This is a genomic window from Arhodomonas sp. AD133 (genome assembly GCF_051195215.1).
GTDB lineage: Bacteria > Pseudomonadota > Gammaproteobacteria > Nitrococcales > Nitrococcaceae > Arhodomonas.
Genome location: NZ_JBNAZM010000029.1, coordinates 1 through 14,853, shown reverse-complemented (window position 1 = coordinate 14,853; position 14,853 = coordinate 1). Strand labels below are relative to the sequence as shown.

Sequence of the window (14,853 nt, the reverse complement as noted above, 5' to 3'; positions counted from 1 at the left end):
GCCACCGAATCGAGGCGCCGCCCGACGTGATCGACAAGCTCCGCAACATCGCCATCATCGCCCACGTAGACCACGGCAAGACCACCCTCGTGGACAAGCTCCTGCAACAGTCCGGGACGCTACAGACTCGTGGCGACGCGCCGGAGCGGGTCATGGACTCCAACGACCTGGAACGCGAGCGCGGGATTACCATCCTCTCGAAGAACACCGCCATCCAGTGGGGCGACTACCGCATCAACATCGTGGACACCCCCGGCCACGCCGACTTCGGCGGCGAGGTCGAGCGCGTGCTCTCCATGGTGGACTCGGTGCTGCTGCTGGTGGATGCCGTCGACGGCCCCATGCCGCAAACCCGGTTCGTTACCCAGAAGGCGCTCGCCCAGGGCTTCCAGCCCATCGTGGTGATCAACAAGATCGACCGCCCCGGCGCGCGCCCCGACTGGGTGCTCGACCAGACCTTCGACCTGTTCGACAACCTGGGCGCGAGCGACGAGCAGCTGGACTTCCCGGTGGTCTACGCCTCCGCGCTCAACGGCTACGCGAGCGCCGACGCCGATGACCGCGACGGCGACATGACGCCGCTGTTCGAGCTCATCCGCGATCACGTGAAAAGCCCGGAAGTGGACCCCGACGGCCCATTCCAGATGCAGGTGAGCTCGCTGGACTACAACAGCTACGTGGGCGTCATCGGCATCGGCCGGGTGAAGCGCGGGCGGGTGCGGACCAACAGCCAGCTCACCATCGTCGACCGCCACGGCAACCGCCGCAACGTGCGGCTGCTGCAGGTGCTCGGCTTCCTGGGGCTGGAGCGCGTCGAAGTGGAGGAGGCCCAGGCCGGGGACATCATCGCCTTCACCGGCATCGAGGGCATCCACATCTCCGACACCCTCTGTGACCCGAAGGCGGTGGAGGCGCTGCCCGCGCTCACCGTCGACGAGCCCACCGTGTCCATGACCTTCCAGGTCAACACCTCGCCGTTTGCCGGCCGCGAAGGCAAGTACGTCACCTCGCGCCAGCTCCGCGAACGCCTCGACCGGGAGCTCCAGCACAACGTCGCCCTGCGCGTGGAAGAGACCGACGACCCCGAACGCCTGCGGGTCTCCGGGCGCGGCGAACTGCATCTCGCCGTGCTCATCGAGAACATGCGCCGCGAGGGCTACGAGCTCGGCGTCTCCCGCCCCGAGGTCATCGTGCGCGAGGTGGACGGGCAGAAGCAGGAGCCCTACGAGCAGCTCACCGTCGACGTGGAAGAGGATTACCAGGGCGCGGTGATGCAGAAGCTCGGTGAGCGCGGCGGCGAGCTCACCAACATGATGCCCGACGGCAAGGGCCGCGTGCGCATGGACTACATCATCCCCGCACGTGGGCTGATCGGCTTCCGCACGGAGTTCCTCACCGCCACCTCCGGCACCGGGCTCATGTACCACGTCTTCGACCACTACGGTCCGGTCAAGGCAGGGGAATACGGCCAGCGTATCAACGGCGCCATGATCGCCAACGCCCCCGGCAAGGCCCTCGCCTATGCGCTGTTCAACCTCCAGGACCGCGGGCAGATGCTCGTGGACCCGGGTGACGAGGTCTACGAGGGCATGGTCGTCGGCATCCACAACCGGGACAACGACCTGGTCGTCAACCCGATGAAGGCCAAGCAGCTCACCAACGTACGCGCCGCGGGATCGGACGAGAACATCATTCTCACCCCCCCGATCCGCTACACCCTGGAGCAGGCACTGGAGTTCATCGACGACGACGAGCTCGTCGAGGTCACCCCCGCGGCGATCCGCCTGCGCAAGAAGCTCCTCAAGGAGCACGAGCGCAAGAAGGCCACACGCAAGGCCGGATAGACCGGAAAGCGGCACGGCGCCGGTCGGGATGTCGGCTGCCAAGAGCAGCCGACCTACGCGACTTCCAGCTAGCGGCGTCCGCGGTAGGTCGGCGAGCGCGGAGCGCTGGCCGACGGGCCGGGCGTCGGGATGTCGGCTGCCGAGTGCAGCCGACTTACGCGACTTCCAGCTCGCGACGTCGCCGTAGGGCGGCGAGCGCAAAGCGCTGGCCGACGGGCCGGGCGTCGGGATGTCGGCTGCCGAGTGCAGCCGACCTACGCGACTTCCAGCTAGCGGCGTCCGCGGTAGGTCGGCGAGCGCGGAGCGCTGGCCGACGGGCCGGGCGTCGGGATGTCGGCTGCCGAGTGCAGCCGACTTACGCGACTTCCAGCTCGCGGCGTCGCCGTAGGGCGGCGAGCGCGGAGCGCTGGCCGACGGGCCGGGCATCGAGACGTCGGCTGCCGAGTGCAGCCGACCTACGCGACTTCCAGCTAGCGGCGTCCGCGGTAGGTCGGCGAGCGCGGAGCGCTGGCCGACGGGCCGGGCGTCGGGACGTCGGCTGCCGAGTGCAGCCGACCTACGCGACTTCCAGCTGGCCGCGTCCGCGGTAGGTCGGCGAGCGCGGAGCGCTGGCCGACTGGGCGGCCGAAGAGATGGCGGCTGCCGAATGCACTCGACCTACCTGATTTTCACCCTGCCCGCTTGCGGTTCAACACCGCGTCTCTTTTCCGCCAGTCCGGCAGTGCCGCATCCATGAGCGCGTAGAAACGCGGCGAGTGGTTGAATTCGAGCAGGTGGCAGAGCTCGTGGACGACCACCAGATCGATGAGCTCGATCGAATGCTGGATGAGGTGGACGTTGAGCGTCACCTCGCCGCGGGTGGAGCAGCTTCCCCACCGCCGGCGCATCCGCCGCAACCGTAGCGCAGGGCGGCCGATGCCCCAGCCGGCGAGCCGGTCGCACCACAGAGCGAGTCGCTCGGCGAAGACCCGTTCCGCCTGCTGGCGATAGAAACGCTGGAGCCCGCGCTCGAGACGTCGCTCGTCGAGCGCCGGCACGAAGAGCCACAGCGCGCCATTGCGGATGACGGCATCGTAACGGGCCGCCCGCACCGGCCGCAGGGGATACTCACTGCCCAGCAGCGCCTGGGGCGCCCCGGCCTCCAGACGCCGGAGCGGCGGCAGGGTTTCGAGCCTTTTCGCCACCCAGTCGACGCGGCTGTCGAGAAAACGCCGCACCACACCATTCGGACACCCGCGTGGCAGACGCACCTCGATGGACGGTCCCGGATACAGGTGCAGGGCGATGGATCGGCGCCGCTGCACGCGATAGCGCACCGGGATCTCCACGCCCTCCACGGTCAACGAGCCGGCGAGGTCGCGGCGTTCGCTCATACCACCAACGGCGGCTCCTGCATCCCCGCGAGCTGTTCACGCAGCGACAGCAGGTGCTCCTCCCAGTAGCGGTCGCTGCCGAACCAGGGAAACGAGTGCGGGAAAGCGGGATCATCCCACCGGCGGGCGAGCCAGCCCGCGTAGTGCATGATCCGCAGGCTTCGCAGCGCCTCGATGAGATGCAACTCGCGGCGGTCGAAATCGTGGAAATCCTCGTAGCCGGCCAGCACGTCGGAGAGCTGCAGGCTCATCTCCTCGCGCGGGCCGGAGAGGAGCATCCACAGATCCTGCACGGCAACGCCGGTGCAGCAATCGTCCAGGTCCACGAAATGCGGCCCGTCGTCGGTCCACAGCACGTTGCCCGGGTGGCAATCGCCGTGCAGGGAGATTCGGTTCACGTCGCCGACCCGCTCGAAAGCCGCGTCGATCCCTTCCAGGACCTCCGCGGAGACGCTCTCATAAGCCTCCCGCAGGTACTCGGGGATCCAGTCGCCCTCGATCAGATCGTTGCGCGCCCGGGTGGCCATGCCGCGATCCAGTGGCGGCCGGTGGCGGAACGGCCAGGCCTCGCCCAGGGCATGGATGCGCCCGATGAAACGCCCGAGCCACTCGCGCACCTCCGGCTGATCGAGCTCCGGTGCGCGACCGCCGCGGCTCGGATAGACGGCGAAACGAAAGCCCGCGTGCTCGTGCAGCATGCGACCGTCCATCGCCAGGGGCGCGACCACCGGAATCTCACGGGCCTCGAGCTCCACCGAGAACTCGTGCTCCTCGATGATGGCCTCGTCGCTCCAGCGCTCCGGGCGGTAGAACTTCGCCACCACCGGCCGCGAGTCCTCCACGCCCACCTGGTAGACCCGGTTCTCGTAACTGTTGAGCGGCAGCAACCGGCCGTCCACTTCGAAGCCCACCGCTTCGAGCGCATCGAGCACGACGCTCGGCCCCAGCAGAGTGAATGGATGCTGCGCGATGTCCTGGTCCATAGCCTGTCTCTGTCGACGCGACCCGGCAGTATGCCCGCGCTCGTGGCCGGCGGGAAAGCGCTACAGCGTGCGTGACCGCCGCCGGCCACGGCGCGTTACAATACCGCCATGCTAGTCAATCTGCGCGATGCCACGCTCACACTCGGCCCACGCACCCTGCTCGACAGCGCCCGCTTCACGCTGGAAGCCGGCGAGCGGGTCGCGCTCATCGGCCGCAACGGCACCGGCAAGAGCACCCTCCTACGGCTGCTCGCCGGTGAGATCCAACCGGACCACGGCGATGTGGAGACCCGCCGCGGCCTGCGCGTCGCCGCCCTCGGCCAGGAAGTGCCGGCGGGCATCCACGGCGCCGTCTTCGATGTGGTCGCCGGCGGGCTCGGCGAGATCGCCGTGCTCATGCGCCGACACCACGAGGCCGCCGCGGCCATGGCGGCCGGCGACGAGGCCGCCGGCGCCCGGCTGGAGCGCCTGCACGACGAGCTCGAAGCCCACGGCGCCTGGCAGACCACCTATCGCGTCGAGACGGTCATCGAGCGCCTGGCGCTGCCGGCGGACGCGGATTTCGACGCGCTCTCCGGCGGTGTGCGCCGCCGCACGCTGCTGGCCCGGGCCCTGGTCTCCGCCCCGGACGTTCTGCTCCTCGACGAGCCCACCAACCACCTGGATCTGGAGACCATCGACTGGCTCGAAGAGTTTCTCACCGGCCTCGACTGCGCCCAGGTCCTGGTGAGCCACGACCGCCGCTTCCTGGAGCGGGTGGCCACGCGCATCGTGGAGCTCGACCGCGGATGGCTCACGAGCTGGCCGGGCGACTACGCCGAGTACGAACGGCGCAAGGCCGAAGCCCTCGCCGCGGAAGACAAGGCCAACGCCGAGTTCGACCGCAAGCTCGCGCAGGAGGAGCGCTGGATCCGCCAGGGCATCAAGGCCCGGCGCACCCGCAACCAGGGCCGTGTCCGCGCCCTCCAGGCGATGCGCCGTGAACGCGCCGAGCGCCGCGAGCGCGGCGGCAAGGCGAAGGTCGTCATCCAGGAGGCGGAGCGATCCGGCAAGCTGGTGGCGGAAGCCGAGCGCGTGAGCTTCGCCCACGGGGACACCCCCGTGGTCCGGGATTTCTCCACCACGCTGCTGCGCGGTGACCGCGTCGGCCTCGTCGGCCCCAACGGCATCGGCAAGACCACATTGCTGCGTCTGCTTCTCGGCAAGCTGCCGCCGGATACCGGCCATGTGCGCCACGGCACGCGGTTGCAGGTGGCCTACTTCGACCAGCACCGCGCCACCCTCGACGAAGACGCCACGGTCATCGACAACATCGCCGGCGGCCGCGAGAGCATTACCATCAACGGGGCCAGCCGCCACGTCATCAGCTACCTCTCGGACTTCCTGTTCACCGGCGAGCGCGCCCGCACCCCGGTGAAAGCCCTCTCCGGCGGCGAGCGCAGCCGGGTCATGCTGGCGCGGCTGTTCGCCGAGCCCGCCAACGTCCTGGTCATGGACGAACCCACCAACGACCTGGACATCGAGACCCTGGAGCTGCTGGAAGAGCGCATCGCCGAGTTCCAGGGAACGGTGCTGCTCGTCAGCCATGACCGCCGGTTTCTCGACAACACGGTCACCAGCCTGCTGGTGTTCGAGGGCGACGGGCGCATCAGCGAGCACGTCGGCGGCTACAGCGACTGGGAGGCGAGCACGGCCCGCCGCAACGCCGCCCCGCCGCAGGACAAGCCGGGCGGCAAGGCGCCCGCCGGCAACGAGCAGGAACCGGCGCGCGAACGCCGTCAACGCAAGCTCAGCTACAAGGACCAGCGCGAGCTGGATGCCCTGCCCCAACGCATCGAGACACTGGAGGCCGAGCTGGAGGCGACCCAGGCGGCACTCGCGGACCCGGCGCTCTATGCCGACGGCGACCAGGGCGATCGCATCGCCACGCTCCAGGCGGAGCTGGCCGAGCGCGAGCAGGCGCTGACCGCGGCGTACGAACGCTGGGAGACCCTGGAAGCGGAGCGCGAGGCCCTGGCCGGCTCCGGTTGATCCCCTCCGGCTCCGCGCCCGCGTACCGCGGGCGGGACGCCGCTTTGTGACCCGTACGCTTCCGGCCGCCACCGCAGGGTGTTAGGGTCCGATGCGTCTGTCCACGAGGGGGCCGGCTACGGCAGCATGCGCCGGGCCGGAATGGGCGCATGCGCGAACGCTTTCTCATCACTGTTACGGACTACCGCGGCAGCCGCCACTATTCGGTCGGCCGGATCGCCCGCCGCATTGGCGCCGCCGGTCTGATAACGCTGCTGCTCATCGTTGCCGGCGGCGCCGGCGTGATCGCCTGGCTCGACCACCAGATCAGCGCCCTGGAGACGCGACGCGAGGCGCTCGCCGCCGATCACCGCGCCCTCGTCGACGAACGCGCCAGACTCCAGGCAGCCATCGAGGCCAAGAATCAGGAGCTTTCGCGCACCAGCGAAAAGGTCGAGCACCTGGGTGACGAGCTCGGCGAGCTGGAGGTCATGATCGGGGTCCGCGAGGCCACCGCGCAGATCAACGACCTCCACCAGCGGATGAACATCGCGCGGCAGACCGCCGGCGAGAAGCTCCTCATGCTTCAGCGCGTGCCAAGCGGCTGGCCCGTGAACGGCCACGAGGTCACCAGCGATTTCGGCTGGCGCACCCACCCCATCAAGGGCACCCGCTCCCACCACAACGGCGTGGACCTCCGCGGCGAGCGCGGTGCACCGGTGCGCGCCACCGCCGACGGGGTGGTGGAATACGCCGCCTTCCACTCGAGCAGCGGCCTGGGCAAGCTCGTCATCCTGCGCCACGACTTCGGCTTCCGCACCTACTTCGGCCACATGAGCGAGATCGCCGTGCAACCGGGCGAGTTCGTCGCCGCCGGCGATGTCGTCGGCCGCGTGGGCTCCACGGGGCTTTCCAGCGGCCCGCACCTGCACTACGAGGTGCGCCACATCTACCGCAAGCTCGATCCCACCCCGTTTCTCGAGTGGAGCCTCGAACGTTACGACAGCCTTTTCACCAGGGAGGACGACATCCAATGGGAGTCTTTGGCAAGCACCGTGAGGCGGCAGATACACCGCGTGGCGGGACTACAATCGTCGCAGACGGCAGCCGCATCCACGGAGAACTGACCCTCGCCGGCAAACTCCACATCGACGGCTACGTGGACGGCCGCATCGACTGCCAGGGCGACGTCTCCCTGGGGCGAAGCGGCCGCTTCGAGGGGGAAATCCACGCCGAGCGCCTGCTCGTGAGCGGGCTACTGCGCGGGCAGGTGCACTGCAAGGCGCTGGAGATCGTCAGCGACGGCGTCGTCGAAGGCGAGGTGGTCACCGACGAGTTCGTGATCGAGTCGGGAGGACGCTTCGTCGGCCAGAGCCACCGGCGCGAGCAGACGGACGCGCAAGTGCCCGAATCCTCCCTGCCGCAGGTGGACCTGGAAGAGGCGCTGCCGGAGCTCTCCGCCGAGGACTCCGATCAGCTCACCACCTCCGGGTGACAACCCGCCGGCCAGGACTGCCAGACCGGGGTGAGCGACGATGGCAGCGGGCGCAGGCGCCCGAGATCGTTCCAGCGCCGCTCGGGGTCGTGAAAATCCGAGCCCACCGAGGCGAGCAGCCCGTACTGCTCGGCACGGGTCCGTGCCGCGTCCACGTCGCCGGGGCCGCCACCGCCGGTGATGACCTCGATCGCCTCGCCGCCGGCGCCATGGAACGCCTCGCACGCACGGCGCAGGAGCGTGCGCGTAAAACCGTACTTGGTCGGGTGGGCGAGCACCGCCTGACCGCCGGCCGCACGGATCGCGGCCACGCCCTCCTCCAGGGATACCCAACGGCACGCCACGTGGGCGCGCTGACCACGGCGCAGGTAACGGCGGAAGGCCGCCTGTAGCGAGTCCACCACGCCACAGGCAACCAGGTGGCGGGCGAAATGCACGCGGCCGATGGCGCCCTCCCCGGCCTCACGGCGCGCCCCTTCCAGCGGTGCCTCCACACCCGCGCGCCGCAGCTTCGCCGCGATGCGCTCCGCGCGATCCTCCCGCGCGGCGAGCTGACGCGCCAGCACCTCGCGCAGCACGTCGGCCTCGGGGTCCACGCGCAGCCCCACGATGTGCAGGGTGTGCCCGCCCCAGCGCACGGACAGCTCCAGCCCGTCGACGAGGACGATGCCATGGGCTCGTGCCGCCGCGCGCGCGCTCGCCAGCCCGGCGACGGTATCGTGGTCGGTGAGCGCCAGCACGCGCACGCCGTTGCCGGCGGCCCGCTCGACCACCGCCGCCGGTGCGAGGGCACCGTCCGAGGCCGTGCTGTGGCAGTGCAGATCCACCACCGAGGCTTGCGTCATCGACTGTCTCCGCATTTGTGACGTAACGCATGATACTGCACAACGCTCATCGGAAAACGGTGGCACCGACTGTTCATTTGTCTAGGGTGGAAGATGGACATTCTAAAAACCGCGGCAAGCGCGCCGGGCGCACGCGGGTCCAACGATGGGCCCGAAGTCAGCCGAGCAGTCCGGACACCGCGATGGCCTCCACCGCGGCCCGGTGCTTGTGCGTGCGTCGCGGCGAGAAGAATGTCCCGCTGGCTATCACCGGAGTAGGAAGGAGATACAGCATGGCGATCAAGAGTTGGGATCCCCGCAAGCTGCAGGATCATGACGTGCGCGGCAGCTGGTTCGAGAGCATCGTCGTCGACGCCTGGGACGAGGCGCACGAGTACAACGCTGCCCCAACCGAGCGTCAGCGTGCCGACGGGCGGGAGCAAGTACCGCCGGACTACAAGGACAATGACGCGGCCACCCATCACCCGTTCGCCAACCTGCGGGACCAACTCACCCATCACTGACCCGCTCCGCCCGTCCCGGCCCATGCCGGGGCGGGCTTGAACTCCCCTGCCATCATCCCCACCGCAACAGTGTTGCGGTTGCCTTGGCTTCGTCCGGCTGACTAGACTGCCCGGGCGCTGCTCGCCAGCGCGTCCTGTTGCCGGGTCGTATCCGCAAGAATCACCGACCGACTTCCGTGCCACGCTACGGCCGCACCGGGAGTCGTTCTCAGCCATAACGCACAGGAGTTGCGAGATGAAGATTGAACTGCCCGAACTGCCCTACGCGATGAACGCCCTGGAGCCGTACATCTCCCAGGAGACCCTGGAGTACCACTACGGCAAGCACCACAAGGCCTACGTCGACAAGACCAACGCTCTCATCGAGGGCACCGAGTTCGAGCAGATGCCGCTCGAGGAGATCGTCAAGAAGGCCTCCGGGGGGCTGTTCAACCAGGCCGCGCAGATCTGGAACCACACCTTCTACTGGAACAGCATGAGCCCCAACGGCGGCGGCGAGCCCACCGGCCCCATCGCCGAGGCGATCAACGCCGCGTTCGGCTCATTCGAGAACTTCAAGAAGGAGTTCAACGACAAGACCGCCGCGAACTTCGGCTCCGGCTGGGGCTGGCTGGTGAAGACCGCCGACGGCAAGGTGGAGATCCGCGAGACCGACGACGCGGATACCCCCCTCACCGATGAGAGCGTGACCCCGCTGCTGACCTGCGACATCTGGGAGCACGCCTACTACATCGACTACCGCAACGCCCGGCCCAAGTACCTCGAGGCCTGGTGGAACCTGATCAACTGGGAGTTCGTGAACAACAACTTCCAGGGCTAACGCCCACCGATCAGGCGGTTGCCGCCCTCGCGGCGGCTCCCTATAATCGGCAAAGGCAGCCGTCAGTGGCTGCCTTTTTTATTTTGGGCCACCGCCGGTGGCGAACGCCGGCCAAAGAGGAACAACCAGCATGCAGCCGCGGCATTTTCTGACCCTGGACGACTGCACGCCCGAGGAGATCCTGACGCTCATTCGCCGTGCCACCGAGCTCAAGCATCTGCGCGAGCGCGGCGAGGATCACGAACCCCTGCACGGCAAGGTGCTGGGCATGATCTTCGAGAAATCCTCCACCCGCACCCGTGTGTCGTTCGAGGCCGGCATGGCACAACTCGGCGGCAGCTCGCTGTTCCTCTCCCCGCGGGACACCCAGCTCGGCCGAGGCGAGCCGGTGGAAGACACCGCCCGGGTGATCTCCAGCATGCTCGACGTCATCATGGTCCGCACCGCCGGCCACGACGTCGTCGAGCGCTTCGCGAACCACTCCCGGGTACCGGTGATCAACGGCCTCACCGACGACGCTCACCCCTGCCAGCTCCTCGCGGACCTGCAGACCTTCACCGAGCACCGCGGCGACATCGCCGGACGCACGGTGGCCTGGCTCGGCGACAGCAACAACATGTGCCGCTCCTACATCCGCGCCGCGCACCTGCTCGACTTCAAGCTGCGCATCGGCTGCCCGGGCGAGTACGCGCCCAAGCCCGAGCTCGTCGACGGCGAGCGCATCGTGTTCACCACCGACCCGGCCGCCGCGGTGGACGGCGCCGACGTGGTGGTCACCGACGTGTGGGCAAGCATGGGGTTCGAGAGCGAAGAAAAAGAACGCATGGCCGCGTTCCAGCCGTACCAGGTCAACGCCGAGCTCATGCAGCACGCCGCCGACGACGCCATATTCATGCACTGCCTACCCGCCCACCGCGGCGAGGAAGTCACCACCGACGTCCTCGAAGGCCCCCAGAGCGTCGTCTGGGACGAAGCCGAAAACCGCCTGCACGCCCAGAAAGCGTTGCTGGAATTCCTGCTGCTCACCCCCTGAGAAGCGCCAGCCAGTGCGGCACCTACCGGCAATGTCGGGCACCGCCGACGGCGGTCCCCGACCTACACGCGCCGGTACGCGATGACAAAAGCACCGCCCTCACCGCAGGCCGTCTTTTCCCGACAGTCGACAACAAGGCCCGACCATAGACCCGTAGGTCGGCTGCTCTCGGCAGCCGACAACAAACGCCGACTTACTAGCCCTTTCCAAAGTATTGCCAGACCTCAATAGCCGTGTGCGCCCTTGCGGCAAGACGACGATATCGGCTGAAGCGCCGCGTTATGACGCGCCTCCTAGCAGCACACCCAAAAACAGACTGACGAAAAGAACTGTATAAAAAACAACGAAAACCAGCATCCCATTCCCCAAGTTTTCTAACGCCCCATCATCAAGCGCCCTCCACTCCCTCTTAAACAAGAATTTAATAAAGGACAAGTTGTTTGATATGGAGTTATTCATTATCAGGGTTGGCTTCCCCATGGCCTCATACTTCTCCGGATGCCTTGTTCGAAGAATACCGAACATTCGATGACAGAGATAAAACCAAAAGAACACTGAGCACATCAATACACCGAACAGGACTGGAACAATTTCATTCATTTTCTTGCCCTTTCAGAATAACGCGATGTTAAACGGAGCGCTCGTTCACGAGCCTGCCCCCATCTGTCCTCGATCAAGTCTCGCTCCGCATCTGCCAGGCCCGCCACAGCAGCAATCCGCCCCACACCATTGCCAGAACCATGATCAGGCGGCCACCGTTGAGTGTGATGGCCGCGAAAGTGCGGTCCCAGGCGAGCAACCCGGTCTCGCCCAGCAGATACTCCCAGTCATGAAAACCGTAGGGAGAAGAGTGACCATAGTTGCCACCAAGCAGTAGCAACTGACCCGCACGGGCGTCGGCCATATAAGGCGCGATATCCAGGCAATTCTGCCCGACCCAGCCGAGGCAGAGACTGGCGCCGAAGGTATCACCGCGTTGATACAGGAGCGCGCCCCCCGCGATGATGGGCATCAACAGTTGGCCGAGCGTGCCCCCAAGCGACCCAATAAAATCACCGAACACGCCGAAGATGACATGACCGGCTTCATGAAAAAGGAGGTTGGCCCCTGACAGCAACCCACCGGCGCGCGCGAGCTCATCCAGGTCAAGCACCATCCAACTCATTGCGTAAACGACGAATACGCCCCAGAGAACCAGCAGAGGCCACCAGTACTGCAATAAATCATCCCCCGGACGAAACAGCGCCGCCTTCCAGGTGCCGCACGATTGATCCTCATCGAGCTCGTCAACTTCAAACGCCTTCAGCCTTTCCAGGTATATTTCATACTTGTGGAACACGATGCCACAATGGCCACACACCGTGTCGCCGGCACCCGCTGTTTGGCCGCATTTGGGACATTCCATGACCGAAATCCAATACCCCTATTTAAGAGGGAATTTTCTCTCGAGGTGCCGATGATCGTTGACCGGCAGCTTTCAACTCCCTAACTGTCAGCGTTAAGCCGGAAACTCCCGTTTAGAAACCTCATTCCTGTAGCACTCAATCATATCTAAAAACTGTTTTTTCTGTTTTTCTTCGCCAAACGCACCCTTCGGTATATGGACGCACCTTAGACTCAGTTTTCAAGCGCAACTCCCATCGGCATCTGAGAGTGAACGGCGAGCAGATACGTAATAGCAAGCAAGGCAAATATCGCCGTTGTTGCAACATTTCTGGCAAGCCTAGCGGCCGAACCACTGCCCCTATGTTCTGAATACTTCAATATCGATCGCAAAAGTGCTCGTTCAACATTCCTTTTCATACTCTACCTGTCGATCGCATAGACCCATCAACGCCAGCTACCAACGACCTCAGCTGGCCGCCTGATGGCAACGCCCGCCTCCACCCGGGAGTGCGCAGAGGCACGATGGCGATCATGGCAAACGAGGTCGCCCCCGCATCGGGCAACGCCGGTAACAAAGCCGCCTCCTTGAAGCCGTTGGCAGCGATTGGCCCCGGTGCGCGGATTCCATGAAGGCCAGGAGAGCAGAGCTCCACCAACAGGCCGGATATACGACCGCAACCGATACTCTATTGCCATCGATCAGCACACCCGTCTCTGCCTACTTGCGGGAGGAGTCTATATAGGTTTTGTTATAAATCCGTTACTTATCTATTAGCCGATAATCAAGATACTCAGGCCCCTCACACCAAATATTGATGTACCCATTTTTAACGCGTGGCCCTGTCTCAGAAAGCAAAAAAACCATCTTGGGTTTGTTATCAGCTATTTTTTCCAAAGCGCTCAAGTTGAAACGTCCAAAACCAGATGATCCTAACGCATCTATTGGCATATAGGTTGTTGGCCGCCTGGTAGTTTCACCTAGCGTTAGGTTTTGCTCAAATACAATAGAGTAGCCATTCTCTTTTTTGTTGAACCAAGCCTTTCCCCAATAAACTCGGAAATCATCTTCTAGCTCACCCACATCTTGCCCGTTAACTTCATAAAATAAATCATTTATATCGATCACACCCGTTTGCGGTAGCTGCACAATTATTGACTCTTTGTTTAAGTAAGAATCAATTAATGATGATAGTGTTTTTGTGGGTTGAGTTTTACGCCTTCCCGACTCAGTACCACTTTTCTGCCTTGCCCTACCTTTTACACCATCTTTTCCAATGGCGGCGCCAGAACCTTCTGGCCGCCTTGTGCTTGGAGGCTGCAGATTTAGGCGAAAGGCATCATCCAAATACTCATCACTGTCGCTATAGATATCCGAACTCGTTCTTGAGCCATTTTTTTGATATTTGATGTCTCTAGCCAGATCACAACGAGGACCATGCTCACCTACAACTTTGTAATAAGGGTCTCTCTTCCTTTTATTTTTTGGACGATCCAGATTAGCGCAAGTGACAGGGGCGTCGCATTTGTCACCGGGGCACTGAAAGTTAAACTTTGATTTTATACTTCCTTTTTCAAAATGCCGATCTGCCTCTTGGGCAGTAATGCATAACTCGATATCTTCTGCGAATGCCTTTTCCAATTTCACGCGACTGCTCCCAATGTTCTTCGTGCTAAAAGGTATTATGCGGACGATATCCGTGTTTAGACGCGGACGTCGTCCGAAAAATACGTCTCTCCTGACTATCAAGACCTAACTAACACCCACCTCGCACACACGTCACGTGTAAGGTGGTTGGGTAGCTCAAGTATTCCCGGCGGAGTACTACCGCTACGGCCGTTCGCGAGCGCGACCCTCCCTATTAGTTCCACTAACTTTTGCACAATTCTGAATTCGAAGTCGAGGGCCACGCCAACCTTCCACCGAAACGGCTGAACGTCATATGACATTTCGCTCTGACGAATGATCCGATTCGGATTGAGGTATGAATATTCGAACGAGCGTCGCGGTCTCGCCGTTGTCGCCACGGATCGTCAGATGGGGCGCGCGGCGGCCCGGCCGCGCTGTAAGCACGTAGTCGTTGGCCGGGTCCACCGGCGCTGGCGGGTCCGTGCCATCGGGCACGAGTGCGCCGGCGTCGTAGACGAGCCCGAGGTCCAGACCGAGACTACTGCCGCCGCGGCGCGACGCGGCGATCTCCCTACGTGTCAACCTGCTTGCCGACAGTAACCTGCGAGAAACGTGTATAACGTAGGGCACTGTAGAGGAGCAGCCGATGATGGACGAGAGTAACGAAGTGCCGACCGATCCGAGCCTGGAGCGACGCACGCGTCGGAGATTCTCCGGGGCGGACAAGCAGCGCCTGATCGCGGAGTTCGACGGCCTTGGGCGCGGCGAGAAGGGTCCTTGGCTGCGGCGCAATGGCCTGTATGCCTCGCAACTGGCCAACTGGCCAACTGGCAAACTGGCGCAAGACCCTGGCCGAGGCCGGCACGACAGGATTGGAACCGGGCCAAGGGGGCCGGAAACCGAAGGACGCCCGTGAGCGGCGCATCGAGGAGCT

13 protein-coding genes are annotated in these 14,853 nt (G+C 64.6%); 8 read left to right on the top strand and 5 right to left on the bottom strand.

The features are described from left to right. Positions 1 to 26: 26 nt before the first annotated feature. Positions 27 to 1,844 (top strand): translational GTPase TypA, encoded by a 1,818-nt coding sequence (gene typA / locus ACPEES_RS15155; RefSeq protein WP_435104373.1) that lies wholly within the window; start codon positions 27 to 29, stop codon positions 1,842 to 1,844. Positions 1,845 to 2,512: 668 nt separating this feature from the next. Here the strand turns inward: typA and ACPEES_RS15150 are convergent. Both ACPEES_RS15150 and ACPEES_RS15145 read right to left on the bottom strand, forming a co-directional pair. Next, positions 2,513 to 3,217: a M48 family metallopeptidase gene (locus ACPEES_RS15150; protein WP_435104372.1), complete on the bottom strand. Its 705-nt coding sequence runs from the start codon at positions 3,215 to 3,217 to the stop codon at positions 2,513 to 2,515. Continuing rightward, the gene (locus ACPEES_RS15145) at positions 3,214 to 4,200 is read right to left on the bottom strand and encodes a serine/threonine protein kinase (RefSeq protein WP_435104371.1); all 987 of its coding nucleotides are present in this window, start codon (positions 4,198 to 4,200) and stop codon (positions 3,214 to 3,216) included. Before ACPEES_RS15145 ends, ACPEES_RS15150 begins: the two co-directional genes overlap by 4 nt. 108 nt (positions 4,201 to 4,308) lie before the next feature. Between ACPEES_RS15145 and ACPEES_RS15140 the strand changes: the two genes are divergently transcribed. The 3 genes from ACPEES_RS15140 (at position 4,309) to ACPEES_RS15130 (ending at position 7,705) form a co-directional block, all read left to right on the top strand. Continuing rightward, entirely contained in the window at positions 4,309 to 6,231 is a 1,923-nt protein-coding gene (locus ACPEES_RS15140) for an ATP-binding cassette domain-containing protein (RefSeq protein WP_435104370.1), read from the top strand. Between the two features lie 149 nt (positions 6,232 to 6,380). Then, the gene (locus tag ACPEES_RS15135; protein WP_435104369.1) at positions 6,381 to 7,337 is read left to right on the top strand and encodes a M23 family metallopeptidase; all 957 of its coding nucleotides are present in this window, start codon (positions 6,381 to 6,383) and stop codon (positions 7,335 to 7,337) included. Further along, the gene (locus tag ACPEES_RS15130; RefSeq protein ID WP_435104368.1) at positions 7,244 to 7,705 is read left to right on the top strand and encodes a bactofilin family protein; all 462 of its coding nucleotides are present in this window, start codon (positions 7,244 to 7,246) and stop codon (positions 7,703 to 7,705) included. Before ACPEES_RS15135 ends, ACPEES_RS15130 begins: the two co-directional genes overlap by 94 nt. On the opposite strand, the gene ACPEES_RS15125 is transcribed toward ACPEES_RS15130, so the two are convergent. Continuing rightward, positions 7,684 to 8,550 carry a PHP domain-containing protein gene (locus tag ACPEES_RS15125; protein ID WP_435104367.1) on the bottom strand — a complete coding sequence of 289 codons (867 nt, stop codon included), beginning with the start codon at positions 8,548 to 8,550 and terminating at the stop codon, positions 7,684 to 7,686. The genes ACPEES_RS15130 and ACPEES_RS15125 overlap by 22 nt on opposite strands. A 272-nt stretch (positions 8,551 to 8,822) precedes the next feature. Between ACPEES_RS15125 and ACPEES_RS15120 the strand changes: the two genes are divergently transcribed. The 3 genes from ACPEES_RS15120 (at position 8,823) to argF (ending at position 10,906) form a co-directional block, all read left to right on the top strand. Beyond that, a complete protein-coding gene (locus ACPEES_RS15120) occupies positions 8,823 to 9,053 on the top strand; it encodes a hypothetical protein (protein ID WP_435104366.1) in 231 nt (76 codons plus the stop codon). A gap of 235 nt (positions 9,054 to 9,288) precedes the next feature. Continuing rightward, positions 9,289 to 9,873 (top strand): superoxide dismutase, encoded by a 585-nt coding sequence (locus ACPEES_RS15115; protein ID WP_435104365.1) that lies wholly within the window; start codon positions 9,289 to 9,291, stop codon positions 9,871 to 9,873. A gap of 130 nt (positions 9,874 to 10,003) precedes the next feature. Then, on the top strand, positions 10,004 to 10,906 hold the full coding sequence (gene argF / locus ACPEES_RS15110; protein ID WP_435104364.1) for an ornithine carbamoyltransferase: 903 nt from the start codon (positions 10,004 to 10,006) through the stop codon (positions 10,904 to 10,906). A gap of 673 nt (positions 10,907 to 11,579) precedes the next feature. On the opposite strand, the gene ACPEES_RS15105 is transcribed toward argF, so the two are convergent. Further along, on the bottom strand, positions 11,580 to 12,311 hold the full coding sequence (locus ACPEES_RS15105; protein ID WP_435104363.1) for a zinc ribbon domain-containing protein: 732 nt from the start codon (positions 12,309 to 12,311) through the stop codon (positions 11,580 to 11,582). Between the two features lie 741 nt (positions 12,312 to 13,052). Further along, positions 13,053 to 13,937, bottom strand: coding sequence for a hypothetical protein (locus ACPEES_RS15100; RefSeq protein ID WP_435104362.1), 885 nt, complete (start codon positions 13,935 to 13,937; stop codon positions 13,053 to 13,055). Between the two features lie 628 nt (positions 13,938 to 14,565). Here ACPEES_RS15100 and ACPEES_RS15095 point away from each other — a divergent pair. Further along, the gene (locus ACPEES_RS15095; RefSeq protein ID WP_435104360.1) at positions 14,566 to 14,835 is read left to right on the top strand and encodes a hypothetical protein; all 270 of its coding nucleotides are present in this window, start codon (positions 14,566 to 14,568) and stop codon (positions 14,833 to 14,835) included. Positions 14,836 to 14,853: the final 18 nt, after the last annotated feature.